The sequence below is a fragment of the Verminephrobacter eiseniae EF01-2 genome (assembly GCF_000015565.1).
Taxonomy (GTDB): Bacteria; Pseudomonadota; Gammaproteobacteria; order Burkholderiales; family Burkholderiaceae_C; genus Acidovorax; species Acidovorax eiseniae.
Genome location: NC_008786.1, coordinates 343,422 through 368,340, shown reverse-complemented (window position 1 = coordinate 368,340; position 24,919 = coordinate 343,422). Strand labels below are relative to the sequence as shown.

Here is a 24,919-nt window from a genome sequence, read left to right as displayed (position 1 = left end):
CCCAGCGCACCCCTGGTGTCGCGTCACCGATCATCTGTCGGTCTGCGCTGGCCATCGAAGCGCATCGCGGCGTTGCATCGCTTGCCAATACGCTTGGTATTGGCTGCGCGATGCGCCTTGCGCTGCGCTCCGATGGCTGCGCGCAGCCTACGACATCTGATCGGTGACGCGACACCAGTGAAACAGGCAGGCTACACTCGCCCCACATGTTCGCCCTCGAAGACCTTTCCCCCGCCATAGGGCTCACACTGGCCTTTGCCGTTGCGTTGGTGCTGGGTCTGGCGCTCAAATTCTGGCTCGTCACGCGCCAGATACGGTATGTGGCGCGCCACCGCGCCGAGGTGCCGGCACGGTTTGCCGGGCGCATCGCATTGGCCACGCACCAGAAGGCGGCGGACTACACCATCGCCAAGGCGCGGCTGGGGGTGCTGGAGATGGCCCTGGGCGCCGTCGCCGTGCTGGGCTGGACCCTGCTGGGCGGCCTGGATGCGCTGAACCAGGCGCTGCTGGCCGTCTCCGGCGCGGGGCTGCTGCAGCAACTGGCCTTGCTGCTGGCCTTCGCCGCCATCGGCGGCCTGATCGACCTGCCCCTGTCGCTGTACCGGATCTTTGCGCTCGAGCAGCGCTTTGGCTTCAACCGGATGACGCTGCGCCTGTGGCTGGTCGATGCGCTCAAGGGGCTGCTGCTGGGGGTGCTCATCGGTCTGCCGATCGCGGCGCTGATCCTGTGGCTGATGGCTGCCGCAGGCCCGCTGTGGTGGCTCTGGGCCTGGGGCTTGTGGATGGGCTTGCAACTGCTGCTGATGCTGGTCTATCCGACCTTCATCGCCCCGTTGTTCAACGAGTTCCGGCCGCTGCAAGACCCGGCGCTCCAGGCTGGCGTGAGCGCATTGATGCAGCGCTGCGGCTTTTCGGCCAAGGGCCTGTTCGTGATGGATGGCAGCCGCCGCAGCGCCCATGCCAATGCCTACTTCACCGGATTCGGCGCCGCCAGGCGCGTGGTGTTCCACGACACGCTGCTGCAGCAGTTGACACCGGGCGAGGTGCAGGCGGTGCTGGCCCATGAATTGGGGCATTTCAAGCACCGCCACATCACCTGGCGCATCGCACTCATGTCGGCGCTGAGCCTGGCGGGCTTTGCCTTGCTGGGCTGGCTCTCGGGCCAAATGTGGTTCTACATCGGGCTGGGCGTGCGCCCGGGCATCGCGTTGGACCCTGCGCTGGCCGCCGCGCCCAATGATGCGCTGGCTTTGCTGCTGTTCCTGCTGGTGGTGCCGGTGTTCACTTTCTTTATGGCGCCGCTGCTCGCGCAACTGTCGCGCCGCCATGAATTCCAGGCCGATGCCTACGCCGTGGCCCAGGCCAGCGGCGCTGATCTGTCATCGGCGCTGCTCAAGCTGTACGAGGGCAGCGCCGCCACGCTCACGCCCGATCCGGTGTATGTGCGGTTCCACTATTCGCATCCACCCGCTGCCGAGAGGCTGGCGCGCATACCTGCCGGCAACGGCTGATGAGCGCCATGCCGAAGACCCAAGATGAAGCTGCGCCGGCCCGCCGCGCGCTGACTGCGACCGAGGTCGTCGCCCGGCTGGCCCAACTCCAGGGCTGGCGCCTGAGCGGCGATGGCGCCGACGTGGCGCTGCAGAAGACCTACCACTTCGCCAGCTACTACGAAACCATCGCGTTCGTGAACGCGCTGGCCTTCATCGTCCATGCCCAGGACCACCACCCCGATCTGTCGGTGCACTACGACCGCTGCGTGGTGCGGCTGAACACGCACGATGTGCGCGGCATCTCGGCCACCGACTTCGATTGCGCCGCTCGGTTCGATGCGCTGCTGGCCTGAGCGCATGACCGCATGACCGCATGGCCCAAGCGCAGACACCATGGCTGAACGCAGCGCCCTGATCGAGGGCACCGTGGTCGCCAGCCATGGGCGCCACTGCATGGTGGAAACGCCCGACGGCGAGCGCCGCATCTGCCACCCCCGTGGCAAGAAGAGCCAGGCCGTGGTCGGCGACCATGTGCTGTGGCAGGCAGCACCGCCCGGTCAGGGCGCAGCGGGCAGCATCGAGAAGGTGCTGCAGCGGCGCAACCTCTTTTACCGCCAGGACACGATCCGCACCAAATCGTTCGCGGCCAACCTCGATCAGGTGCTGATCCTGATTGCCGCCGAGCCGGTGTTTTCCGAAAGCCAACTGGCGCGCGCGCTGATCGCTGCCGAGGCGGCGGGCATCAGGCCGCTGATTGCGCTGAACAAGAGCGACCTGGCCGAATCCTTCGCGCGGGCCTGGGAGCGCCTGCTGCCTTATCGCCGCATGGGCGCCGGCCAGCACTATGGCGTGCTGCCTTTGTCGCTGGCCCTGTCCAGCGCTGTGGATCGGGCCGCGCTGATGCAGCAACTGACCGCCAAGACCACGCTGGTACTGGGCCCCTCGGGCTCGGGCAAGAGCACGCTGATCAATCTGCTGGTGCCGGGCGCCGCCGTGCTGACCGGCGCGCTATCCCAGGCGCTGAACTCCGGCCGGCACACCACCACCAGCACCCACTGGTACTGGATCGATCAGGCGCGCACCAGCGCGCTGATCGACTCGCCGGGTTTCCAGGAGTTCGGCCTGCAGCACATTGCTCCGATGCAACTGGCCGCCTGCATGCCCGACATCGCCGCACATGCCGGCCATTGCAAGTTCTACAACTGCACGCATTTGCACGAACCGGGCTGCGGCGTCCTGGAGGCCGTCAAGAAAGGCGCTGGCGCAGATGGTGCCAGCGCCATACGCCACAAGATTTACAGCGACTTGTTCGCCGAACTGAGCCACACGCGCTATTGACGAGCCGGCCCGCGCCGGCTCAGCCGAGCAGGCGCGCCAGCGTGAGCAAGGCCAGCAACAGCATCCAGACCACCACCGAGCGCCATACCAGGCCGACCACGCTGCGCAGGTGGCCCACTTCGGGCTCGCGGCCCGGGGTGGCATCGCTGTCATCCATGTCGGAATCGATCTCCAGCCCCTGCGAAGTGCGCATCCCGGCGTGCGCCTTCAATGCCTCACCACCAAGACGCACATCGATGGCCCCGGCGGTGGCCGCCAGCACCACGCCGTCGTTGTCGTTCGGAAAGCGCTGCGCGTGAAAGCGCCAGCCCTCGATGGCCTCCTCGAAACTGCCCACCACGGCAAAGCTCAGCGCCGTGAGGCGGGCCGGCAGCCAGTCGATCACCGTCCAGGCCCGGGCCGAAGCCTGTTGCAGCGACGCACTGGCCAGAGCCGGCCCCATGCGCGGCCGGGGATGCCAGTGGCGCGCGACGAACTCCGACAGCCGGTACAGCACCGCGCCCGTCGGCCCCAGGCCGAGCGCCGCCAGCACCGAGAACCAGGCGAGCACGCCAAACACATGCCGGTGCGCCGCCAGCACCGAGTACTCGATCACATGGCGCACGATCTCGCGCCTGGGCAGCAGGCCCACATCGACCTGCTGCCAGTGCGCCAGGCGCGCGCGGGCATCGTCCTCGTCGCCCCCTTCGAGCGCATCGCGAATGCCCGTGAAATGGTGACTGAACTGCCGAAACCCGAGCGTGACGTACAGCACCGCCACGCTCCACAGCATCGCAAACGGCCAGCCCGGCCCCCACAGCAAAAGCCAATGCATGGCCAGCGTCGCGCAGGCCGGCACCAGCACGGCCAGGCACCATGCCAGCCAACCATGCTGCGGTTTGCCGGTATCGAAGTTGCGGCTCACCGACAAGGCCCAGGCGCGCAGACCGGCGTGAATCGGATTGCTGCGCGCCAGCGGACGGGCCTGCTCGATCAGCAGCGCAAACAAGATGGCAAAGAAACTCATGGGGGGCAATGATACCGATGGATGGTCCATGCCCTGGCGCGCACGCCAGCAGCGTCATGCCCGCATGAAGCGATAGAAATTGCGCAACATGCCGGCGGTGGCTCCCCAGATGTAGTGGTTTTTGTCGCCGTCCTGATAGGGCATGGAAAACCATTCCCGGCGCACGCCATCACGATCGAACACATGGCGCCGGTGGTTGGCCGGGTCGAGCAAAAAGGCCAGCGGCACCTCGAACAGTTGTGCCACTTCGCAGGGATTGGGCCGGAGCACACAGCCCGGCTGCACCAGCCCCACCACCGGGGTGATGATGAAGGCCGACCCGGTCAGATAGGTGGACAGGGTGCCCAGCACCTCGACGAACCCGGGCTCGAGCCCGACTTCTTCCTGCGCCTCGCGCAAAGCCGTGTCGGTGGCAGACGCATCTTGCGGGTCGGCCCGGCCGCCGGGAAAAGCCACCTGCCCCGAATGCGTGGACAGATGCGCCGTGCGCTCGGTCAGCAGCACCATGGGCTGCTCGCGCAGCACGATGGCCAGCAGCACCGAGGCCCGTGCCGGCGCGCGTTCGATGAATTTCCGCTCCAGCACCACTTCGGGTTCCCACGGCGGCGGATTGGCAAAACGCGCACGCAGCGCCTGGGGCGTCTGCGCCTCTGGCGGCACCACCGGCAGATGCGCATCCACGCAGCGCACCGGCACCAGGCGGGGGTCGAAACCGGCCAGGCTCGACAGCGGCGCGATCACCGGCGAGGCGGCAGGAGTGGCGCCACGGGCAGGAGAGGGGTTCATGAATCGGGAACCGGAGGCGACGAACAACCCGCCAAGGGACGGGCCGCAGCGGGTTCAGCGTTGAATGGCAGGGGTCCCTGGCAGGCCGGACCCCGGTGCCGGCAGTATGAAGGCGGCAAGGGGGCGGCAAGGGTGGGCAAGAGCGGCGGGCGGCGGGGAGCAAGACTGCCGGGCAAGTATAACCATTGACCGTCAAAGGCGATGGACCGTGCCGGCCATGCAGCGCGCGGTCGCTGCAACGCAGCAAGGGTTGGAGACAAGCCGCAACGCAGCAACGTCAGACCATGCCTGTAGCCAGGTGCTGGCGGTGTTGGCGCCGGCCTTAACGCGGTATGCCGCCTCCGAGCGCACGCGCCGCTTCGATGGCCAACGGCGTGAAGCGCTGGACGAAGGCCTCCACAGTCCACTCTGACAGCGATCCGGCGATGTGCAGCGCGGCCATCGGCTGCCGGTCATGGTCGAGGATCGCGCAGCCCACCGCGATTTCGCCCAGCAGTGTTTCCTCCAGGGCCAGCGCGTAATTCGACTCCCGCGCCTGTGCGATACGGCGCTTGATGACCGCCACATCGGTTTCGGTCTTGGGCGTGATCGGTCGCAGCGTCGAACGCGCAAGGATGTCGTCGACGCGCTGCTGCGGCAGGTGCGACATGATCGCCCTTCCCCCTGACGAGCAATAGCACGGGATCCGGCGTCCCACCAGCGTGGCAAAGAAGGTCTGCCGCTTCGTCTGGCGCCGCCAAGCGTAAATGATGGACAGGTCGTCGAACAGGCTCAGGTCCACGCGCTCGCCGGCCTCGCGCTGCAGGTCTGTCAGGATCGGGCTCGCCCGTTCGATCAGCAGGTTGTGGCTGAGGTAGTCGAAGGTGCGATCGAGGATCTTGCGGCCCGGCACGAAGCCGCGGCCGTTGGCGCCCTTCTCGATATAGCCCAACTGCACCAGCGTATGCGTCATGCGCTGCGTCGTGCTGCGATCCATTCCCGTCAGGTCGGCCAAGTCGGTCAGGCTCAGGGCACCGGGGCGCGCTCCCAGGGCTTCCAGCAATCCAATGCCTTTGGCAAGCGATTGCACGAACAAGTTATCCGAACCCAAAAACTGCTCCTTCATGTGTCGCGGCGCCTGTGCCCGCCTGTCCGATGCTACGCCATGCCTCTGATTTTTGATGCTTGACCAATGGAAAAAAGACATTTAAGATTACCAATTGATAGTAATGTATTGCTAATCAATACATTATGACCTGAGGTAGACACGAAGCAAGTGCCTTTGTGCTTGCGCCGCTTCATCAACCCAAGGAGTCGATGGCATGAAAACTTCGTTCATCCCCAAGGCCCTGCTGGCCTTGTCCGCAGCGGCATGGATGCCGTCGTCCGCGCTGGCCCAGGACACGGTGCGGTTTGGCGTGCTGCTTCCGCTGACGGGTCCGGCTGCGCTTTCCGGCACATCCATCGTTGAAGGCATGCGGCTCGCGGCCGAGGAAGCGAATGCGCAGGGCGGAGTCAAGGGCAAGAAGGTGCAACTGTTCGAGGAAGACGACGAAGGGCTCACCACCAAGGCCGTGACCGGCGCGCGCAGGCTGGTGGAGTCGAACAAGGTCATTGGCATCAGCGGCTCCTATATCAGCGCGGCGGCGATTGCCGCGACCAAGGTCGCCAGGGAGTTCAAGGTTCCCGTGGTCTCCGGCGGCTCCACTTCCGTGTCCGCCACGGACGCCAACACGCCGGGCGACCCGTGGTTCTTCCGCGCTTTCCCTGGCAGCATCGAACAGGGCGAGCAGTCGGCGCGCGACATCGTGCAAAAGCTCAAGGCGAAAAAGGTCGCCGTGATCTATGAAAACTCACCCTACGGCATGTCCCTGGCCGAGCAGATGCGCAAGGACATCCCGCGGTTCGGCGGGCAGGTCGTGGCGGAGGAAATCTACAACACCGACGAGCGCGACTTCTATTCGGTGCTGACCAAGGTGCGCGCCAGGCAGCCCGAGGCGATCTATCTGGCGGGACTGATGGATGCCGGGGTGCAGGTGATCCGCCAGGCATCCGAAGTCGGCCTCAAGACGCAACTCGTCGGATCGGGCTCGATGATGAGCGACAAACTGATCCAGCTCACGGGCCATGCGTCGGAGGGCTTCGCCGTCTCGTCCATGTTCGAGCCGTCCACGCCGAATGAATTCGGCCAGAAGTTCACCAGGATGTTCCGCGAGCGCTACAAGAAAGAGCCCGATGTCTTTACTGCGCTCGGCTACGACTCGATGCACCTGCTCATCGAGGCCGCGCGCCGCGCCGCGAAACTCGACGGAGAGCAGGTGCGCGCCGAGCTGATCAAGATGAGCGACGTGCCGCTGGTCCAGGGCCCGGCCAACACCATGGTCAAGTTCGATGCGAAGGGTGGATCGACCTTCAGGATCGGGCTGGCGATCGTCCGCAACGGCAAGCGCGTCTGGCTGCCCTTCGACTGAGGCCCTGGGCGCAAGAGCATGGAGTCATCGGGCCTTTTGGCGCAGTTCCTCGCCAATGGACTGGTCACGGGCGCCAGCTACATGCTGGTGGCCGCTGGCCTGACGCTGGTGATCAGCACCTTGCACATCTACAACTTCGCGCACGGCGAGTTCTACATGCTGGGCGGCTATGCGGCGGTCGCCGCATCCAGCCTGTTCGGACTTTCCCTCGTGCCGACCCTGCTGTTCGCGGTCATGTGTCTGGCGCTGTTCGGTCTGCTGGTGGAGCGCACGATATTCCGCCCGCTGACGGGGCGCGACCACAGCAGCAGCATCATTGCCTCTTTCGGCCTGTCGGCGCTGCTGCAAAATGGCGCGCTGGTCGCCTTCGGCGCCGAGCCGATGGCGCTCAGGTCGGACCTGGCCGGGGTGCCGGTGCAGATCGGGCCGGTGTTCCTGACCGGCCAGCGCGTGCTGATCGTGGCGCTGGCGGCGCTGGTCGTGCTCGCGCTGTTTCTGCTGCTGCGCTGCACTTGGACCGGCCGCGCGCTGCGCGCGATGGCGCAGCACCCGACGGTGGCGCAAATCGCCGGCGTGAACGTGCGCTTCGTGGCACTCGTGACCTTCGCGGTGTCCGCAGCGCTGGCGGGCCTGGCAGGCGCGCTGATGTCCGGCGTCTTCCTGGTGCAGCCCGGCAACGGCGCGATGCTGGTCATGAAGGCTTTCACGGCCATCATTTTGGCGGGCATCGGCAGTGTCGGCGGCGCGGTCGTCGCGGGCTTGGCGCTCGGCATCATCGAGGCACTGGTCTCGGGCTACATCGGCAATGGCATGCGCGACATGGCCGGGTTCTTCCTCGTGATCCTGATGCTCCTGCTGCGCCCGCAAGGCCTGTTCGGCCAATCCACGGAGCGGTCCTGATGCGCAAGCCGCTTGCCATTGCCATCGGCGCTCTCGCCGTGTCGGCCCTGCTGCTGCCGGCGTTCGCTGCCGACGGCTACGTGCTCAGCGTGGGCGTGACGATCTTCATCTACGCCATGCTCGCCGTCAGCCTGGATCTGGTGCTGGGCTGGGCGGGCCAGTTCTCCTTTGCGCATGCCGCATTCTTCGGGATCGGCGCCTACACGGCCGCCATCGCGCAGCGCGACTTCGGCGCCGGGTTCTGGAGCGGTTTGCCCGCAGGCATCGCGGTCGCCGCTGTCTGCGGTCTGCTGCTGGGCTTGCCGGCGCTGCGTTTGCGCGGGCATTTTCTTTCGATCGTGACGATCGCCTTCCAGACCATCGTCTATCTCGGCCTGACCCAATGGACATCCCTGACCGGCGGTCAGAACGGCATTTCGATCCAGCCGATTGCCGGCTTCGAGACCATGGCCCGTTTCTACTGCCTCGCACTCGTCGTCAGCCTCGCGGCTGTGCTGGTCAGTTGGCTGCTGACGCATTCGCGCCTGGGGCAAACCTGGCAGGCGCTGCGCGACGACGAAACGCTGGCGCGCGCCATCGGGCTCGACACCACGGCGGCAAAGCTCGGGGCCTTCGTCATCGCCGCCGCCATCGCCGGGGCGGCAGGCGTGCTGGCCGCCTTTCACATCCGCGGTGTCACGCCCAACGACTACACCATCATGACCTCGGCCCTGATCGTTTCCATGCTCGTCGTCGGCGGGCGCGGCACGCTGTGGGGCCCGCTGCTGGGCGCGGTGGTCTTGACCGTGCTGCCGGAATGGCTGAGCTTTGCCGCCAATTACCGACTGATCATCTTCGGCTTGCTGATGATCGTGATGGTCATCGCGCTGCCGCAGGGCGTGGTCGGCGCCTGGATGTCAAGGAAGCGCAGATGACCCCGCCCTTGCTGCGTTTCGATGCCGTCAGCAAGCACTTTGGCGGACTGGTCGCGGTCAATGCGATCAGCTTTCAGGTCCGGCAAGGCGAGATCCTGGGGCTGATCGGCCCGAACGGGTCCGGCAAGTCGACGCTGGTCAATCTGGCCACCGGCGAATGCGCGCCGACCGCCGGTGCGATCCATATGGGCGACATCTGTCTGACAGGCATGGCGCCTTGGCGCATCGCCCGGCTGGGTGTGGCGCGCACGTTCCAGATGCTGCGCTCGTTTCCCAGCCTGACCGTGGGCCAGAACCTGGCGTTGGCGATGCAGCCGGGACTGGGCAGCGGCTACTGCGCATCCGTGCTGCGCATGGCGTCGGCGCGGCGCGATGACGCGCAAGCGCGCGGCCGTGCCATCGAGATGCTGCGGCTGTTCGGACTCGAACGCTTCGTCGATGAGCCTGCGACCGCCTTGTCCATCGGCCAGCAACGGATGGTGGAATTGGCGCGCGGACTGTGCACGCGGCCCCGGGTGTTCGTGCTGGACGAGCCTGCGGCCGGACTCTCGCCGCCGATGGTCGAGCGCCTGATCGAGGTCATCGGGCGCATGCGCACCGATCACGGCGTAACGGTGCTGCTGGCCGAGCATGTGATGCGGGTCGTGCAAACGGTGTGCGACCGCGTAGTGGTGCTGGACTACGGCGAAAAGATTGCGGACGCCAAGCCGTCGGAAGCGGTGGCGGATCCGCGCGTCATCGAGGCCTACCTCGGCGCGGGAAAGGCGGCGCATGCTTGAGGTCAGAAACATCGAGTCCGGTTATGGACGCACCAAGGTGCTGCACGGCGTGTCGTTCAGCGTTTCCGATGGGGCCCTCGTGGCCGTTCTCGGTGGCAACGGATCGGGCAAGTCGACCACGCTCAAGACGCTGGCCGGTCTGGTGCGGCCAAGCGCAGGCGAGATCACCCTCGCAGGGCAGCGCATCGACCAGGTGCCGGCCTGCCGCATGGCGTCCAGCGGGCTGGTGCTCGTGCCGCAAGGCAAGGAGGTTTTCGCTGCCATGTCGGTGGAAGAAAACATCCTGATGGGCGGCTACCACCGCCGGCGCGAGAAGGCCCGGCTGCGGGACGACCTGCAACAGGTCTACGCACTGTTTCCGCGGCTGGCGCTGCGCCGCAAGGCCCTGGCAGGGCTGCTGTCCGGCGGAGAGCGCCAGATGCTGGCCATTGGCCGCGCGCTGCTGGCCAGGCCACGGATGCTGCTGCTGGACGAACCTTCATCAGCCCTGGCGCCGAAAGTGGTCGGTGAAATCGCCGAAGTCATCCGGGGCTTGCGCGGCCGCGGGATCTCGATCTTGCTGGTGGAGCAGAACGTCGCCATGGCACTCGAACTGGCCGACGAACTGCACATCCTGCGCGAAGGGCGGGTCGCGCATTCCTGCGTGAACGGGCCGGGCGTGGACCTGGCTTCGCTGCAAGAGTTTTATCTCGGAAAGGGAACGCGATGAGGTTTTCCGGTCGCACCGTGGTCGTCACGGGCGCCAACAGCGGCATTGGTCGCGCGACGGCCGTGCGCTTGGCCGGGGAAGGCGCGCGCGTGCTGGCCGTGGACCTGCGCACCGATGCGCTCGCGGACATCGGCGTCGAGCCGCTGGCCATCGACCTGGGCACCGAGCAAGCGCCGGCACGCACGGTGGCGGCCGCGCGCGCTTTCGGCGCCGGGCGCGTGGACTGCCTGGTCAACAATGCCGGCATCGGTGGCTCGAAGGCCCTCACCGCAAGCGACGATGCCTCGATCGACCGCATTCTCGGCGTCAATCTTCGCGCTGTCTTGCGGCTCACGCGCGACATGCTTGCGATCATGTCCGACGGCGGCAGCATCGTGAACCTGGCCTCCGTTTTTGGCGAGATCGGCTATCCGAACTCGGCAGCCTATGCGGTGGCCAAGGGGGGCATATCCCAGTTGACGCGGCAACTGGTCGCGGACCTCTCGTGGCGTGGCATCCGCGTCAACGCCGTGGCGCCCGGCGTGATTCGCACTGCGATGACTGCGCATTGGCTGGACCATGACGAGCAGTACCGGCGCAACATGACCGGATCGACCCCGCTCGGATTTGTCGGCACGCCGGAGCATGTCGCTGCGGTCATCGCCTTTCTGTGCAGCCCGGACGCAGCCTTCGTGACCGGCCAGGTGATCGCGGTGGACGGCGGATGGCTGACCTGCCGCGCCCATGGCACCGCGCCAAGCGAAGTTTCCTGAGGAGCTACGACAGCATGCATCCGAACGACCCCGTTGCCTGGCCGCACGGCGCGCGCTGCGCCGTCATGCTCGCCTTCGACTTCGACGCCGAGACGCTCTGGCTCGCGCGCGACCCCGCCAATGCCAAGCGCCTGGGCGTTCTCTCCCAAGGCACCTATGGCGCCAAGGTGGGGGTGCCCAGGATCATCGAGACGCTCGACGAGGCCGACGTGCCCGCGACATTCTTCGTGCCGGGGTGGACCGCAGAACACCATACCGGCAGGGTCGAGTCGATCCTGCGGCACGGGCACGAGGTCGGCCACCACGGCTACCTGCATGAGTGGGTCGATCCGCAAGACCCTGCGCGCGAGGAAGAGATCTTCCTCAAGGGCCTGCAAGCGCTGCAGCGCACGGTGGGCGTCAAGCCTCTAGTGTCGCGTCACCGATCATCTGTCGGTCTGCGCTGGCCATCGAAGCGCATCGCGGCGTTGCATCGCTTGCCAATACGCTCGGTATTGGCTGCGCGCTGCGCCTTGCGCTGCGCTCCGATGGCTGCGCGCAGCCTACGACATCTGATCCGTGACGCGACACTAGGCTACCGATCGCCGGCCTGGGAGGCGAGCCTGAACCTGATGGCGCTGATCGACAAGCACGGGTTGCGCTATGACAGCTCGCTGATGGACCAGATCAACCCCTACCACCATGTCCTGGCCGACGGTCGGCGCGGCCCGGTGGAACTGCCGGTGCACTGGAGCCTGGACGACGCGCCTTTTGCGCTGTTCTCCGTCAAGTCACCGCGAACGATCGTGTCGAACGAGCAGATCCTGGCGGTGTGGCAGGACGAATTCAGCGAGATCTACCGCTGGGGCGGCCTGTTCTCGCTCACCATGCACCCCCAGGTCATGGGCCGGCCGTCGCGCATCGCGCTGCTGCGTGCATTCATCGCGTGGATGCGCAGTTTCCCGGGTGTGTGGTTCGCGCGCGGCGCGGAGATCGCACAGGCCTGGACGGATGCGTGCCTGTCCAACCGGGGCATCGCCCCTTGACCTTGAGATTCCCGATGCAAGATGACGAATACGAAGCGCTCGATGGCCTCGCGCTGGCCGCGCTGATGAAGGACGGCCAGGTCAGCGCGTCGGAGTTGATGGAATGCGCAATACGCCTGGCGACAGCGCGCGCGCCTGGCCTGAACGCGCTGACCTATCCACGCTACGAGGAGGCGTTGGCGCGCGCGAAAGACTGGGCCCCGCGAGGCGCGTTCGGCGGCATCCCGTTCCTGCTCAAGGATTCGGGCCTGGCGTCCAGGCGCTTGCCCTCGAGCATCGGCTCGCGGCTTTTCGAGGACACGCGATATGCGCAAGATGCGACCCTGGTTGCGCGTTTCGAGGCTGGCGGCTTCATTGCCTTTGCCCGGACCACCGTGCCCGAACTGTGCATGGCACCGACCACCGAAGCCCTGCGCAATGGCGGCCCGGCGCGCAATCCCTGGGATCGGGGGCGCTCCGCCGGAGGCTCCAGCGGCGGCGCAGCCGCAGCCGTGGCCGCCGGCATCGTGCCGATCGCGCACGGCAGCGATGGGGGCGGCTCCATCCGCATCCCGGCGGCCTGCTGCGGCCTGTTCGGGCTCAAGCCATCGCGCGGCGTCGTGCCGATGGGTCCGCTGCGCGGCGAGGGCTGGGGCGGTCTTGCCGTCGATGGCGTGCTCAGCCGCACCGTGCGGGACACGGCGGCGGCCATCGATGCCGTGGCCGGCATCGAGAGGGGCGCGCCTTATGCCGCGCCGGCCCTTGCGCGCAGCCTTCGATCGGCGGTCGGCGATGCGCCGCGCAGGCTGCGCATCGGGGTCTGGCGCGCGGCTTTCGCGGGCATCGACATCGCGCCGGAGTGCGTCGAGGCCGTGGACGCCACCGCCGATCTTTGTCGCGCCCTGGGCCACGAGGTCATCGATGGCGCGCCGCCTGCGGACTTCGACTATGCCGGCTTCGTGGAGGCGCATACCGATGTCCTGGGGGTGAACATCGTGTTGTCGGTGGATGCGCGTTTGCAGATGTTGGGGCGCTCATTGCGGCCCACCGATCTGGAGCCGTCCATCATGGACGGGTACGCGCAGGGGCGAAGCATCAGCGCGGCGCGGTATGCCGCCGCCATCCACCGATTCCATTCGATCGCCCGGTTCATGGACGACTGCCTGGGCGATTTCGACATCCTGATGACGCCCGCGCTGGTGCAATTGCCGGCACCGCTGGGCGAGCTCGAGATGCGCGACGATTTCCGGAGCTTCAGGCGGCGCATGGCACGGTATTCGTGCCACCTGGCCATCGTCAATGCCTCGGGCCAACCCGCAGCCAGTCTGCCGACGCACTGGACGGCGCAGATGCTCCCGGTAGGCACGCAGATCATCGGACGCTTCGGGTGCGACGACGTTGTCGTACAGTTGGCCGCGCAGATCGAGGCCACCGGTCGGTGGCACCCCAGGCAAAGGAAATGCATCGGACCCGGCGACCACCGGTGAATGCGGCCGTGGCGGCGCTGGCCAGCGAGGTGGCACGAGCGATCCGGGCGCTGCTGGCGCGCGGGCGTGGGTACTGCAACGGGTGCGTGGGTCAGCCCGCGCAGGGCCGGCACACGAGACAGAGACATCAACCAACGTTTACAGAAAGGATGGGTTCGCTCTCCAAGGTTGCGCAGGTTCATTGGAAGGTGTGATGGCAAACCGGTCAGACCATGCCCGGCCCTACCTGAATGGCTTGGCCGGGCATGCACCGTCCGGCAAGGCAATGGGGGCCGGTCAGCCGGTGCGATCAGGGCCGGCGGGCAGCGCCCTGCACGACAGGGCGGATATGGGGCGGCCGCCCGTTCGCGCTCGTCAAAGCACCGCAGATGGATCTTGGCCAATGGGGGGCGTCCATGCAAAACCATGACCGATTCCGCTCAAGTGCGTGTGCTCGAAGAGCATGATTTTGAAGGCTGGCGTTCGATGTGGCAGGGTTACCAACAGTTCTACGGGGTGAGTTTCGACGATGCGGCGGTGGCCACCACCTGGTCACGGCTGCGCCATCGGGACGAGCCAATGCACGGTGCCGTTGCGTCGATGCAGGGGCGCGTGGTGGGGCTGGTGCACTACCTTTTTCATCGCTCGACCTGGACATCCGGCGACTACTGCTATCTGCAGGACCTGTATGTGGCTCCGGCCGCGCGGCAACTCGGCTGTGCGCGGCAACTGATCGGGCATGTCTACGAAGAGGCGCGCAAGAAAGGCGCCTCGCGCGTGTACTGGCTGACCCACGAAAGCAACACCACGGCGATGCGGCTGTACGACCAGATGGCTGAACGCCCGGGCTTCATCCAATACCGGCATGTGCTGCCGCGCACCACGGGCTGACGCCGGCGCAGGACTGGCCGATGCATGCGCGCTTTGCCCACAAGGTCGCGGCGGTCACCGGCGCGGCCAGCGGCCTGGGCCGCGCCACCGCGTTGGCGCTGGCGGCCGAGGGGGCGCGCATCCTGCTGTTCGACCGCGACGAGGCCGGCCTTGCTGAAACGGCCCGCGCTTGTCCGGGGGCCGTGAGCGCCGTGGGCGATGCGTCCTCGGCCGCCGATATCGCGCGTGCCGAGGCGCAAGCGCTGCGCGAACTCGGCCCGGTGGAGTTGCTGGTGCCGGCAGCCGGCATGCTCGGCCCGGCGAAACCGGCCATCGAACTGCAAGAGCAGGAATGGGACCGGCTCTTTGCCGTGAACGTCAAAGGCCCCTGGCTCGCCGCGCGGGCCTTCGTGCCGCATATGCGGCAGATTGGCCACGGCGCCATCTGCATGTTCTCGTCCACGGCGGGACTCGCGGGCTCGCCTTTCTTGTCCGGCTATTCAGCGTCGAAGGGCGCCGTGGTGCTTCTGGCGCGAAGTCTCGCGCTCAACCATGCAGCGGAAAAGATTCGGGTCAACTGCGTGTGTCCCGGAACCATCGATGGCCCGATGACCGAAGCCAGCTTTTCGCTGGCGGGCGAAGGCCAGGCGCGCAGCGCACGGGAGGCCGCCATTCGCTCGCGGATCCCTGCCGGGCGTTTCGGCGCGCCGCAGGAAGTCGCTGCAGCCGTCCTGTACTTGTTGAGCGACGCCGCCGGCTTTACCACCGGCGTTGCATTGCCCATCGACGGAGGCCGGCTTGCATGACCCAAAATGACCCAAAATGACCCCAATGGCAGGCGGTCGGCGGGGCTGCCATGTCCTGCAGGCACCGGCATCCACCAGGCGGCGCGAACGATCCGGGCGCTGCTGGCGCATGGGTGTGGGTGCGGCAACGGGTGCCTGGGTCGGCCCGCGCAGGGCCGGCGCACGAGACAACGAGAGATCAACCAACGCTTACGGAAAGGATGGGTTCGCTGCCCAAGGTTGCGCAGGCCCGATCGACTGTGTGATGGCCAACAGGTGTCAGACCATTCAGACCATGCCCGGCCCCACCTGAATCGCTTGGCCGGGCATGGGCCGTCCGACGAGGCCATGCGGGGCAGGCCAGCGGGTTCGATCAGGGCCAGCGGGCAGTGCGCCCTGCACGACAGGTCGGAGATGAGGCTGCCGCCGGTTCCTGTTCGCCAAAGCAGCGCCGATCGATCTTCGCAAATGGCGGCGTCCATACGCAACCCCATGTCTACGAACCCCATGCTCCGCTTTGCCAAATCGCTTTTCGGACAGGTGCTCATCGCGCTGCTGCTCGGCCTGCTCGTCGGTCTTTTTGCGCCCGGGCTGGCCGTCCAACTCAAGCCGCTCGGTGACGGCTTCATCCGGCTGATCAAGATGATCATTCCGGTGCTGGTGTTCTGCGTGGTCGTGCACGGCATCGCCGGCGCGGGCGACCTCCGGCGCGTGGGCCGGGTGGGCGTGAAGGCGCTGATCTACTTCGAGTTGCTGACCACCATCGCCCTGGTGCTGGGCCTGGTGCTGGGCTTTTGGTTCGAGCCGGGCGCGGGCATGAACATCGACCCCGGCCAGCTCGACGCGAGCGCCATCAGCGCCTACACCTCGAACGCCGACAAGCTCACGAGCGGCGGCACGGTCGAGTTCCTGATGAAGTTGATCCCGGCCACGGCGGTCAGCGCCTTTGCCACCGGCGATGTGCTGCAGGTGCTGCTGTTCGCGGTGCTGTTCGGCTGTGCGCTCGCGCTGCTCGGCGAACGCGGCCAGCCGGTGGCCACGGTGGTCGACGCGCTCGCGCTGGTGCTGTTCAAGGTCATGGGCCTGATCATCCATCTGGCGCCGCTGGGCGTGCTGGGCGCCATCGCCTTCACGGTCGGCAAGTACGGCGTTGGCTCGCTGCGGCAACTGGGCATGCTGGTCGCCCTTTTCTATGGCGCGGTGCTGGTCTTCGTGTTCGTGGTGCTGGGTCTGGTGATGCGCATGTCGGGCCTGAGTCTGTACAAACTGCTGCGCTACCTGCGCGAAGAACTGGCCATCGTCCTGGCCACCACCTCGTCGGACAGCGTGCTGCCGCAGGTCATGGCCAAGCTGCGCCAGATGGGCATCCGCGATTCGACGGTGGGCTTGGTGATTCCGACCGGCTACTCGTTCAACCTCGACGCCTTCTCGATCTACATCACACTGGCGGCCTTGTTCATCGCGCAGGCCACCAACACGCCCATCGCCATGGCCGACCTGCTGACGATCCTGGCGATTGCGCTGCTCACCTCCAAAGGCGCGCACGGCGTTCCAGGCTCGGCCATCGTGGTGCTGGCGGCGACGTTGCAAGCCATCCCGGCGATTCCCTCGATCGGGCTGGTGCTGGTGCTGTCGGTGGACTGGTTCATGGGCATCGCCCGCGCGCTGGGCAACCTGATCGGCAACTGCGTGGCAACCGTGGCGGTCGCGGCCTGGGAAGGCGATATCGACCGCGCGCGTGCGCACGCGGTGCTCGACGCCGGCCACTGGCCCGACGATGCACCCGGCGCACCCGGCGCACCCGGCGCCCCTGATGCCCCCGGCGATGCGCGCGCCACGCCGGCACCTGCGGCCCTGCCGCGCACCAAGCGCTGAACGCCCCGCTGTGCGCCTTGCCACGCAGATCCGGCCCGATCTGCCGGGTTTCGGCGCGGTCGCGCGCACCGATGTCGAGAGCGGCCACAGCCAGCGGTTCAGCCATGGCGCGCAGTTGCGCGCAGTTCCTCGTGGAGGAGCATGTCTTCGTGCCGGACGGCGCGCAGCCGGGCTGGATACGGGGCACGGCGCTGGACTTCGTGCAACGGACAACGGTTCTGTCCTGCTTTGCCGCAGATGACCTGGCCGCAGGCCCGGTGGCGCAGGCCCGGCTGCCATACGCATTGCCGCCGGGTCTGCACGGCGCCTTCGTGCCGGCGTGGGGTGAAACACCCTCTGCCCGATGTCGCCGGCGGCGCCTGACGGGCCCGGCCGCAGGGCGGGCTTGCCGGGCCGAGGCACGCATCGACGACGCAGGCTGCCGTCGCGCCAATGCCAGGCGGCGCCGGACTGCGGCCGTTCAGCCCCGCCGCAAGCCCGACGCAGCATGGCCGTCCGGGCTTGGCGCCGGCCATCGGCGATCGCAGCGAGTCATCGACGAGCCCGTGGCGGCGATGTAAGTGCTGGCCATGACTGCTAAGTAAATGACGGCTACCATATGTAAACAAATGCTTGTCTGCGCCGGCCCCCCATTCATTGGAACGCCAAGCAGGCGATGGCAACGCAAGCATTGGGCACCACCAGGAGAAAGCCATGAACGACAGCGCAATCCCCGGCTCGTTTTCCATTCTGATTTCCGGGCTCAGCTTTCTGGAATCCCCGCGCTGGCGCGCGGGCCGGTTATGGCTGTCGGACTTTTACACGCACCAGGTGATCGCCTGCGATATGGCGGGCCGGGTCGAGAAGATTGCCGAGTTGCCGCACCAGCCATCGGGCCTGGGCTGGCTGCCCGATGGCCGGCTGCTGGTGGTTTCGATGCGCGACCGCAAGCTGATGCGGCGCGAGGCCGATGGCCGGCTGCTCGTGCATGCCGATCTGTCGGCGCTGGCGGGCGGCCATGCCAATGACATGGCGGTCGATCGGCATGGCAATGCCTATGTGGGCAATTTCGGTTTCGACCTGATGGGCGGCGGGCCGGTGCGCAGCGCGCAATTGGCGCGCGTGGCGCCCGACGGCCAGGTGGTTGCCGTGGCCTACGATCTGCGCTTTCCCAACGGCATCGTGATCACGCCCGACGGCCAGACCCTGATCGTGGCCGAGACCCTGGGCAACCGGCTCTCGGCCTTTGCCATCGCCGACGATGGCAGCCTGGGCGCGCGCGCCGACTGGGCCAAGTTCGGGCCGCTGCCCGAGGGCAGTGATTTGCCGGCGGTCAAGGAGCAGATCGAGGTGGCGCCCGACGGCGTGGCGCTCGATGATGCGGGCGCGGTGTGGCTGGCCGACGCCATTGGCCACCGGGTGCTGCGCGTGGCCCGGGGCGGCAGGGTGTTGCAGGAGGTCTCGACGGGGCGGGCGATGCGGGCGTATGCCTGCGCGCTGGGCGGCCCGGATGGCCGCACGCTGTTTCTGTGCGTTGCGCCCGACCCTGACGAGCAGGCCCGCAAGGCGGCCCGCGAGGCGGCCGTCTGGTACCTGCCGGTCAACGTGCCGGCGGCAGGCTGGGCTGCGACCGGCGCGCCCGCGCAGGCCATGGCGGCCGGTGGCGCGGGTTGAACCGGCGCTGACCGCCGACGGCTTTGCGCCGCGTGGCCGGGCGGCGCACTGCGGCGCGCTCCCGGATCAGCGGGCCAGCACCGCCGCCAGCGCCCGGCCCGTATGGCTGCGCTGGCGCACCAGTTCCTGCGGCACCGTGGCGGCGACGATGCGCCCGCCTTGCTGGCCGCCCTCGGGGCCGAGGTCGATGATCCAGTCGGCCTCGGCGATCATGTCCAGGTCATGCTCTATGACCACCACGCTGTGGCCGGCATCGACCAGGCGGTGCAGCACGCGGATCAGCTTGTCGACATCGGCCATGTGCAGGCCCACCGTGGGTTCGTCCAGCACGTAAAGGGTGTGCGGCGCTTTTTGCCCCCGGCGGGCGATGTCGTCGCGCACCTTGCTCAGTTCGGTCACCAGTTTGATGCGCTGCGCCTCGCCCCCGCTGAGCGTGGGCGAGGGCTGGCCGAGCGTCAGATAACCCAGGCCCATGTCCTGCAATAGTTGCAGCGGGTGGGCGATGCCGGGCATGCTGGCAAAGAAGTCCACGGCCTCGTCGACTTCCATTTGCAGCACCTCGCCAATGCTTTTGCCGCGCCAGCCGACGGCCAGCGTCTCGGGGTTGAAGCGCGCGCCATGGCAGGTTTCGCAGCGCACTTTGACGTCGGGCAGAAAGCTCATTTCTATGGTGCGCACGCCAGCGCCTTCGCAGCCGGGGCAGCGGCCTGCGCCGGTGTTGAAGCTGAAGCGCCCGGCCGCGTAGCCGCGCGCCTTGGCCTCCAGCGTTTGGGCGTACAGCTTGCGGATGCTGTCCCAAAAGCCGATGTAGGTGGCAGGGCAGGAGCGCGGGGTTTTGCCGATCGGTGTCTGGTCCACCTCCAGCACGCGGTCTATGCTCTCGAAGCCCGACAGCCCGGTGCAGCCGACCAGCGGCGGCGCTTTGCCCGCGTCCATCGCGTCGCGCCCGGCCCGGCTGGCGCGTTGCTGCACCCAGGCTTGCACATTGGTCAGCAGCACGTCGCGCGCCAGCGTGGATTTGCCCGAGCCGCTCACGCCCGTCACGGCCACCAGGCGGCGCAGCGGCACGGCGACGCTGAGGTTTTGCAGGTTGTGCAGTTGCGCGCCATGCACCGTGAGCCAGCGCACGGCGCTCCCGGCCTGTGCGTTGGCCTGTGCCCCGGCTTGCGCGTTGGCCTGCGCTTTGGCCTGTGCCCCGGCTGGCGCCTTGGTTTGTGTCCCGGCCTGCGCGTTGGCCTGTGTCTCGGCTGGCGCCTCGGGGGCCACGCTGCGGCGCGTTTGCAGCGGGTGCGTGATCGCGTGCAGCAGGTAGCGGCCGGTTTGCGAATCGGCCGCAGCGGTGATGTCGCCCACGCTGCCTTGCGCCACCAGCCGCCCGCCGCGTTTGCCGGCGCTCGGGCCGATGTCGATGATGTGGTCGGCGCGGCGGATGGTGCCTTCGTCATGCTCGACCACCACCAGCGTGTTGCCCTTGTCGCCCAGTTTGTGCAGCGCGTCGAGCAGGATCTGGTTGTCGCGCGCATGCAGGCCGATGGTCGGCTCGTCGAGCACATAGCACACGCCTTGCAGGTTGCTGCCCAGTTGCGCGGCCAGGCGGATGCGCTGCGCCTCGCCGCCGCTGAGCGTGGGCGCGGCCCGGTCGAGTGTGAGGTAGCCCAGGCCCACTTCTTCGAGGAATTCCAGGCGGCTGCCGATTTCGGGCAACAGGTCGCGGGCGATGCCGGTCTCGCGCTGGCTCATGCCGCCCCCGGTGCGCAGCGCCTCGATCCAGCGGCGCAGATCGGTCACCGTGTGCGCGGCGATGTCGGTGATGCCCAGGCCGGCGAATTTCACCGCGCGGGCGCCGGGGTTCAGGCGCGTGCCCTGGCAGGAGGGGCAGGCGCTGCCGGCGCCGTCGGCCAGGTCTGCCAGTTCGGGTTCGGCAAAGCTCTGCTCGCGGCCTTTTTCCTTGTCCTGCGCCAGCGAGCCGTCGAGCCGCAGGCGCTGGTCCTGGGTCAGTCGCAGGCCCGTGCCCACGCAGTCGGGGCACCAGCCATGCTTGCTGTTGTACGAGAACAGGCGCGGGTCGAGTTCGGCATAGGAACGGGCGCAGACCGGGCAGGCGCGCCGGGTGGAAAACACCTGCACCTGGCCTATGCCGGTCGTGGGGCTGCCTGCGGTCAGCGCCGCGCGCAGGGCATCGATGTGGCTGAGCACATGCACCACGCCTTTGCCATGCGTGAGGGCTTCGGCCAGCGCCTGGCGCAGCAGGGCCTCGTTGGCGGGCGCTATGTCCAGGCTGGCCACGGGCAGCTCGATGCTGTGCTCCTTGAAGCGGTCCAGGCGCGGAAAGCCCGTGGTGGGCAGGAATTGGCCATCGACGCGCAAATGGCTGTAGCCGCGCGGGCGGGCCCAGTCGGCCAACTCGGTGTACACGCCCTTGCGGTTCGTCACCAGCGGGCTGAGCAGTCCGATATGCTGGCCGCGAAACCGGGTCAGCAGTTGGGCCGCGATGCTCTCGGGGGTTTGCGGTTGCACTGCGGCGCCGTCGTGCACGCAGTGCTGGGTGCCGAGCTTGACGTACAGCAGGCGCAGAAAATGCCAGACCTCGGTGGTCGTGCCGACCGTGCTTTTGCGGCCGCCGCGCGACAGGCGCTGCTCGATGGCCACGGTGGGCGGGATGCCGTAGACGGCATCGACCTCGGGCCGCCCTGCCGGCTGCACGATGCTGCGCGCGTAGGCGTTCAGGCTTTCCAGGTAGCGGCGCTGGCCTTCGTTGAACAGGATGTCGAAGGCCAGCGTCGATTTGCCCGAGCCGCTGACGCCGGTGACCACGCTGAACTTGCCGCGCGGGATGTCCACGCTCAGGTTCTTCAGGTTGTGCTCTTTGGCGTTCACGATTCGAATGACGTTTTGCGCCGCTGGCGCGTGTTTTTCTCGCGCAGTGCGCTCTGTTTTTCGTAGCGCTGCCGCTTTTTCGTGCACCGAGTGGCCGCCTTCGCCCAGCGCCTGCTCGTAGTCGCGCAGTGCCTGGCCGGTGTGCGAGCGGGGGTGCTGGCGCAGGTCTTCGGGCCGGCCTTCGGCGACGATCAGGCCGCCGGCATCGCCGCCCTCGGGGCCCAGGTCTATGAGCCAGTCGCTGGCGCGGATCACGTCCAGGTTGTGCTCGATGATGATCAGCGAGTGCCCGGCATCGATGAGCTTGCGCAGCGCGCGCATGAGCTTGGCGATGTCGTCGAAGTGCAGTCCGGTGGTAGGCTCGTCGAACAGGAACAAGCTGCCTTTGCGTGCCAGCGCCTGGCGCGACGAGGCCCCCGTGCGGGCGGCCTCGGCCAGGTAACCGGCCAGTTTCAGGCGCTGCGCCTCGCCGCCCGAGAGCGTGGGCACGGGCTGGCCCAGGGCCAGGTAGGCCAGGCCCACATCGACCAGGGGTTGCAGCGCGCGCAGCACCCCGGGGTCGGTGGCAAACAGCGCTGCGGCCTCGGCCACCGTCAGCGCCAGCACATCGGCCACGCTCAGCGCCCGGCCGCCGCGTTCCAGGCGTATCTCCAGGATCTCGGGCCGGTAGCGCTGGCCATCGCAGTCCGGGCAGCGCAGGTAGACATCGCTGAGAAATTGCATCTCCACATGCTCGAAGCCCGAGCCGCCGCAGGCCGGGCAGCGCCCGTCGCCATGGTTGAAGCTGAATTTGCTGGCGCTGTAGCTGCGCTGGCAGGCCAGCGGGGTCAGCGCATACAGCGCGCGGATGCTGTCCCAGGCGCCGACATAGCTCACGGGGTTGGAGCGCGCGGTCTTGCCGATCGGCGCCTGGTCGACGAACACCACATCCGCCAGTTGCTCGGCGCCCAGCAGGCGGGTATGCGCCATCGGGCTGTCGGTGGCCCGGCCAAAGTGGCGCAGCAGCGCCGGGGCCAGCACGTTCTGGATCAGGCTGGACTTGCCCGAGCCGCTGACGCCGGTGATGGTCACCAGGCGTTGCAGCGGAAACTCCACCGACAGGTTGTGCAGGTTGTGCGCGCGCGCGCCTTCCAGGATGAGGCGCGGCGTGGCATCGGTCACCAGGCGTTTGAAGTGCAGGCCGACCTGCTTGTGCCCGCCCAGGTAGGCGCCGGTCAAGGTGTCGGCGGTGCGCAAATCGGCCGTGCTGCCGTCGAACACGATCTGCCCGCCCAGGCGGCCGGGGCCGGGGCCCATGTCGATGATGCGGTCGGCCGCCAGCATCACGGCCGGGTCATGCTCGACCACCACCAGGGTGTTGCCGGCGTCGCGCAGGCGCAGCATGGCCTCGGTGATGCGGTGCATGTCGCGCGGGTGCAGGCCGATGCTGGGCTCGTCGAGCACGAACAGCGTGTTGACCAGGCTGGTGCCCAGCGCCGTGGTCAGGTTGATGCGCTGCACCTCGCCGCCGCTCAGCGTGCGGCTTTGCCGATCCAGCGTGAGGTAGCCGATGCCGACATCGCACAGGTATTGCAGGCGCGTCGTGATCTCCTGGTGCAGCAGCCGCAGCGCCTGGGCGTCGCCGCCCTTGGCCGCGTCCCCTTGCGGCAACTGCATGCCGGCAAAAAACCGGCGCAGCCGGTCGATCGGCAGCAGCATCAGGTCGTGCAGGCACAGGCCGGGCAGGGATTCCAACTGCGCGCGGCTCCATGACAGGCCCTGGGGCATGAAGCGGCGCGCTGGCTCGATCACGGCGTCGGCGTCCTGCCGGCTGCCGATGCGCCATTGCAGGCTCTCGGTTTTCAGGCGCGCGCCGGCGCAGGCCGGGCAGGGCGTGTAGCTGCGGTACTTGGACAGGAGCACGCGGATATGCATCTTGTACGCCTTGCTCTCCAGGTACTCGAAAAAGCGCCCGACGCCGTACCACTGCGTGCTCCACTGCCCCGCCTTGTAGCCGGGCGCGCCGCCGATGACCCATTTTTGCTGCTCCCCGGTCAGCCGGTACCAGGGCGTGTCGCGCGGAATGCCTGCCGTCTCGGCATGGCGCATCAGGTCGTCCTGCGCCTCTTGCCAGGCCGGGGTCTGCAACGGCTTGATGGCGCCGGCGCGCAGCGTCAGCCGGTCGTTCGGGATGACCAAGGCGTAATCGACCCCGATCACGCGGCCAAAACCCCGGCAACTGTCGCAGGCGCCGACGGCAGAGTTGAACGAGAACATCGACGCGATCGGGTCGCGGTAGCGCAGGTCGCTGTCGGGGCAGTGCAGACCGTCGGAAAACCGCCATGGCTCGGGCGCGCCAGTGCCAACGCCAACGCCAGTGCCAACGCCAACGCCAGTGCCAGTGCCAGTGCCAGTGCCAGTGCCAGTGCCAGTGCCAGTGCCAGTGCCCTCGTCGTCCAGGCGGTAGACATCGAGCCGGCCATTGCCGCGCTTCAAAGCCACCTCGATGGCCTCGATCACGCGCGCCTTGCCGGCCTGCCCCAAGCGCAAGCGGTCGGCCACCACGTCGAGCACCTTGACCGGCGCGGCACCCGCCTGCGGCGCCAGCACACGCTCGGCCTGCACCTGGGTGAAGCCGCTGGCCGACAGCCATTGCGCGAGTTGCTCGGCCGAGGTGTCGGCGGGCAGTTGCACCGGAAAGGTCAGCGCGATGCGCGGGTCGGCCGGGGGCTGTCCGGGCCGTTCGTCCGGCACGCCCGGTTCGGTCGGCTCGCCCGGTTCGGCGCCGAAGCCGCAGCGCCTGCGCAGCGCGGCATAAATGGTCTCGGGCGAATCGTGGCGCACCCATTGCGCGGTCTGCCGGTCAAACAACTGGCCGGCGCGGGCGAACAGCAGCTTCAGGTGGTCGTTCAACTCGGTCATCGTGCCCACCGTCGAGCGGCTCGATCGCACCGGGTTGGTCTGGTCGATCGCAATCGCCGGGGGCACGCCCTCTACCTTGTCCACGGCGGGCCGGTCCATGCGCTCGAGAAACTGGCGCGCGTAGGCGCTGAAGGTCTCCACATAGCGCCGCTGCCCCTCGGCGTACAGCGTGTCGAACACCAGGCTGGACTTGCCCGAGCCGCTGGGGCCGGTGACCACCGTCAGTTCCCCGGTGCGGATGTCCAGATCCAGATTCTTGAGGTTGTGCTGGCGTGCGCCGCGGATACGGATCAGTCCCTGGGTCATGGAGGCAGTCTTCGGAGGGGTGGGGGCCAGGCATCATAGGGCGCAGCACCATGCG

The 24,919-nt window shown here is 67.7% G+C and carries 21 protein-coding genes; 17 read left to right on the top strand and 4 right to left on the bottom strand.

Annotated elements, in window-relative coordinates; genetic code table 11:
• The first annotated feature begins 15 nt into the window (after window positions 1-15).
• The 4 genes from VEIS_RS25180 to rsgA are packed head-to-tail and all read left to right on the top strand — an operon-like array spanning window position 16 to window position 2,831.
• The gene (locus VEIS_RS25180) at window positions 16-240 is read left to right on the top strand and encodes a hypothetical protein (RefSeq protein WP_157048348.1); all 225 of its coding nucleotides are present in this window, start codon (window positions 16-18) and stop codon (window positions 238-240) included.
• Entirely contained in the window at window positions 207-1,511 is a 1,305-nt protein-coding gene (locus VEIS_RS01610) for a M48 family metallopeptidase (protein WP_011808130.1), read from the top strand. The genes VEIS_RS25180 and VEIS_RS01610 overlap by 34 nt, the downstream gene beginning before the upstream one ends.
• Window positions 1,511-1,846: a 4a-hydroxytetrahydrobiopterin dehydratase gene (locus tag VEIS_RS01605; protein WP_011808129.1), complete on the top strand. Its 336-nt coding sequence runs from the start codon at window positions 1,511-1,513 to the stop codon at window positions 1,844-1,846. The genes VEIS_RS01610 and VEIS_RS01605 overlap by 1 nt, the downstream gene beginning before the upstream one ends.
• A 40-nt stretch (window positions 1,847-1,886) precedes the next feature.
• On the top strand, window positions 1,887-2,831 hold the full coding sequence (gene rsgA, locus VEIS_RS01600; protein ID WP_011808128.1) for a ribosome small subunit-dependent GTPase A: 945 nt from the start codon (window positions 1,887-1,889) through the stop codon (window positions 2,829-2,831).
• Between the two features lie 19 nt (window positions 2,832-2,850).
• Here the strand turns inward: rsgA and VEIS_RS01595 are convergent, their stop codons facing one another.
• The 3 genes from VEIS_RS01595 to VEIS_RS01585 all read right to left on the bottom strand — a co-directional run bounded on the left by VEIS_RS01595 (window position 2,851) and on the right by VEIS_RS01585 (window position 5,728).
• Window positions 2,851-3,837, bottom strand: a complete 987-nt coding sequence (locus VEIS_RS01595; RefSeq protein ID WP_041949726.1) for a CobD/CbiB family protein — start codon at window positions 3,835-3,837, stop codon at window positions 2,851-2,853.
• 54 nt (window positions 3,838-3,891) lie between these two features.
• The gene (locus tag VEIS_RS01590) at window positions 3,892-4,623 is read right to left on the bottom strand and encodes a CoA pyrophosphatase (RefSeq protein WP_011808126.1); all 732 of its coding nucleotides are present in this window, start codon (window positions 4,621-4,623) and stop codon (window positions 3,892-3,894) included.
• 322 nt (window positions 4,624-4,945) lie between these two features.
• Window positions 4,946-5,728, bottom strand: coding sequence for an IclR family transcriptional regulator (locus tag VEIS_RS01585; RefSeq protein ID WP_041949725.1), 783 nt, complete (start codon window positions 5,726-5,728; stop codon window positions 4,946-4,948).
• A gap of 232 nt (window positions 5,729-5,960) precedes the next feature.
• Between VEIS_RS01585 and VEIS_RS01580 the strand changes: the two genes are divergently transcribed.
• The 13 genes from VEIS_RS01580 (at window position 5,961) to VEIS_RS01520 (ending at window position 18,780) form a co-directional block, all read left to right on the top strand.
• Window positions 5,961-7,073 (top strand): ABC transporter substrate-binding protein, encoded by a 1,113-nt coding sequence (locus VEIS_RS01580; RefSeq protein ID WP_232287816.1) that lies wholly within the window; start codon window positions 5,961-5,963, stop codon window positions 7,071-7,073.
• An 18-nt stretch (window positions 7,074-7,091) separates the two neighbouring features.
• The gene (locus tag VEIS_RS01575; RefSeq protein ID WP_041949724.1) at window positions 7,092-7,973 is read left to right on the top strand and encodes a branched-chain amino acid ABC transporter permease; all 882 of its coding nucleotides are present in this window, start codon (window positions 7,092-7,094) and stop codon (window positions 7,971-7,973) included.
• On the top strand, window positions 7,973-8,887 hold the full coding sequence (locus VEIS_RS01570; RefSeq protein WP_041949723.1) for a branched-chain amino acid ABC transporter permease: 915 nt from the start codon (window positions 7,973-7,975) through the stop codon (window positions 8,885-8,887). The genes VEIS_RS01575 and VEIS_RS01570 overlap by 1 nt, the downstream gene beginning before the upstream one ends.
• Window positions 8,884-9,666, top strand: a complete 783-nt coding sequence (locus VEIS_RS01565; RefSeq protein WP_011808123.1) for an ABC transporter ATP-binding protein — start codon at window positions 8,884-8,886, stop codon at window positions 9,664-9,666. Before VEIS_RS01570 ends, VEIS_RS01565 begins: the two co-directional genes overlap by 4 nt.
• Window positions 9,659-10,375, top strand: a complete 717-nt coding sequence (locus tag VEIS_RS01560; protein WP_011808122.1) for an ABC transporter ATP-binding protein — start codon at window positions 9,659-9,661, stop codon at window positions 10,373-10,375. Before VEIS_RS01565 ends, VEIS_RS01560 begins: the two co-directional genes overlap by 8 nt.
• Window positions 10,372-11,127, top strand: coding sequence for an SDR family NAD(P)-dependent oxidoreductase (locus tag VEIS_RS01555; RefSeq protein WP_011808121.1), 756 nt, complete (start codon window positions 10,372-10,374; stop codon window positions 11,125-11,127). Before VEIS_RS01560 ends, VEIS_RS01555 begins: the two co-directional genes overlap by 4 nt.
• A gap of 14 nt (window positions 11,128-11,141) precedes the next feature.
• Window positions 11,142-12,152, top strand: a complete 1,011-nt coding sequence (locus tag VEIS_RS29495; RefSeq protein WP_011808120.1) for a polysaccharide deacetylase family protein — start codon at window positions 11,142-11,144, stop codon at window positions 12,150-12,152.
• A gap of 14 nt (window positions 12,153-12,166) precedes the next feature.
• Window positions 12,167-13,618: an amidase gene (locus tag VEIS_RS01545; RefSeq protein ID WP_041949722.1), complete on the top strand. Its 1,452-nt coding sequence runs from the start codon at window positions 12,167-12,169 to the stop codon at window positions 13,616-13,618.
• 405 nt (window positions 13,619-14,023) lie between these two features.
• Window positions 14,024-14,488: a GNAT family N-acetyltransferase gene (locus VEIS_RS01540; protein ID WP_011808118.1), complete on the top strand. Its 465-nt coding sequence runs from the start codon at window positions 14,024-14,026 to the stop codon at window positions 14,486-14,488.
• A 20-nt stretch (window positions 14,489-14,508) separates the two neighbouring features.
• A complete protein-coding gene (locus tag VEIS_RS01535) occupies window positions 14,509-15,273 on the top strand; it encodes an SDR family NAD(P)-dependent oxidoreductase (RefSeq protein ID WP_011808117.1) in 765 nt (254 codons plus the stop codon).
• A 486-nt stretch (window positions 15,274-15,759) separates the two neighbouring features.
• Window positions 15,760-17,127 (top strand): C4-dicarboxylate transporter DctA, encoded by a 1,368-nt coding sequence (locus VEIS_RS01530; protein WP_041949721.1) that lies wholly within the window; start codon window positions 15,760-15,762, stop codon window positions 17,125-17,127.
• Between the two features lie 104 nt (window positions 17,128-17,231).
• Window positions 17,232-17,687: a carotenoid oxygenase family protein gene (locus VEIS_RS30135; protein WP_041949720.1), complete on the top strand. Its 456-nt coding sequence runs from the start codon at window positions 17,232-17,234 to the stop codon at window positions 17,685-17,687.
• Window positions 17,688-17,820: 133 nt separating this feature from the next.
• A complete protein-coding gene (locus VEIS_RS01520; RefSeq protein WP_011808113.1) occupies window positions 17,821-18,780 on the top strand; it encodes an SMP-30/gluconolactonase/LRE family protein in 960 nt (319 codons plus the stop codon).
• A 66-nt stretch (window positions 18,781-18,846) separates the two neighbouring features.
• Here VEIS_RS01520 and VEIS_RS01515 read toward each other — a convergent pair whose 3' ends face one another.
• On the bottom strand, window positions 18,847-24,864 hold the full coding sequence (locus VEIS_RS01515; RefSeq protein WP_011808112.1) for an excinuclease ABC subunit UvrA: 6,018 nt from the start codon (window positions 24,862-24,864) through the stop codon (window positions 18,847-18,849).
• Window positions 24,865-24,919 lie beyond the last annotated feature (55 nt).

What these genes read in the sequence shown, in the direction of transcription:
- VEIS_RS01610 (WP_011808130.1), top strand. Translation starts at nt 207, where the DNA reads ATGTTCGCCCTCGAAGACCTTTCCCCCGCCATAGGGCTCACACTGGCC.
- VEIS_RS01605 (WP_011808129.1), top strand. Translation starts at nt 1,511, where the DNA reads ATGAGCGCCATGCCGAAGACCCAAGATGAAGCTGCGCCGGCCCGCCGC.
- rsgA (WP_011808128.1), top strand. Translation starts at nt 1,887, where the DNA reads ATGGCTGAACGCAGCGCCCTGATCGAGGGCACCGTGGTCGCCAGCCAT.
- VEIS_RS01595 (WP_041949726.1), bottom strand. Translation starts at nt 3,837, where the DNA reads ATGAGTTTCTTTGCCATCTTGTTTGCGCTGCTGATCGAGCAGGCCCGT.
- VEIS_RS01590 (WP_011808126.1), bottom strand. Translation starts at nt 4,623, where the DNA reads ATGAACCCCTCTCCTGCCCGTGGCGCCACTCCTGCCGCCTCGCCGGTG.
- VEIS_RS01585 (WP_041949725.1), bottom strand. Translation starts at nt 5,728, where the DNA reads ATGAAGGAGCAGTTTTTGGGTTCGGATAACTTGTTCGTGCAATCGCTT.
- VEIS_RS01575 (WP_041949724.1), top strand. Translation starts at nt 7,092, where the DNA reads ATGGAGTCATCGGGCCTTTTGGCGCAGTTCCTCGCCAATGGACTGGTC.
- VEIS_RS01570 (WP_041949723.1), top strand. Translation starts at nt 7,973, where the DNA reads ATGCGCAAGCCGCTTGCCATTGCCATCGGCGCTCTCGCCGTGTCGGCC.
- VEIS_RS01565 (WP_011808123.1), top strand. Translation starts at nt 8,884, where the DNA reads ATGACCCCGCCCTTGCTGCGTTTCGATGCCGTCAGCAAGCACTTTGGC.
- VEIS_RS01560 (WP_011808122.1), top strand. Translation starts at nt 9,659, where the DNA reads ATGCTTGAGGTCAGAAACATCGAGTCCGGTTATGGACGCACCAAGGTG.
- VEIS_RS01555 (WP_011808121.1), top strand. Translation starts at nt 10,372, where the DNA reads ATGAGGTTTTCCGGTCGCACCGTGGTCGTCACGGGCGCCAACAGCGGC.
- VEIS_RS29495 (WP_011808120.1), top strand. Translation starts at nt 11,142, where the DNA reads ATGCATCCGAACGACCCCGTTGCCTGGCCGCACGGCGCGCGCTGCGCC.
- VEIS_RS01545 (WP_041949722.1), top strand. Translation starts at nt 12,167, where the DNA reads ATGCAAGATGACGAATACGAAGCGCTCGATGGCCTCGCGCTGGCCGCG.
- VEIS_RS01540 (WP_011808118.1), top strand. Translation starts at nt 14,024, where the DNA reads ATGACCGATTCCGCTCAAGTGCGTGTGCTCGAAGAGCATGATTTTGAA.
- VEIS_RS01535 (WP_011808117.1), top strand. Translation starts at nt 14,509, where the DNA reads ATGCATGCGCGCTTTGCCCACAAGGTCGCGGCGGTCACCGGCGCGGCC.
- VEIS_RS01530 (WP_041949721.1), top strand. Translation starts at nt 15,760, where the DNA reads ATGCTCCGCTTTGCCAAATCGCTTTTCGGACAGGTGCTCATCGCGCTG.
- VEIS_RS30135 (WP_041949720.1), top strand. Translation starts at nt 17,232, where the DNA reads ATGGCGCGCAGTTGCGCGCAGTTCCTCGTGGAGGAGCATGTCTTCGTG.
- VEIS_RS01520 (WP_011808113.1), top strand. Translation starts at nt 17,821, where the DNA reads ATGAACGACAGCGCAATCCCCGGCTCGTTTTCCATTCTGATTTCCGGG.
- VEIS_RS01515 (WP_011808112.1), bottom strand. Translation starts at nt 24,864, where the DNA reads ATGACCCAGGGACTGATCCGTATCCGCGGCGCACGCCAGCACAACCTC.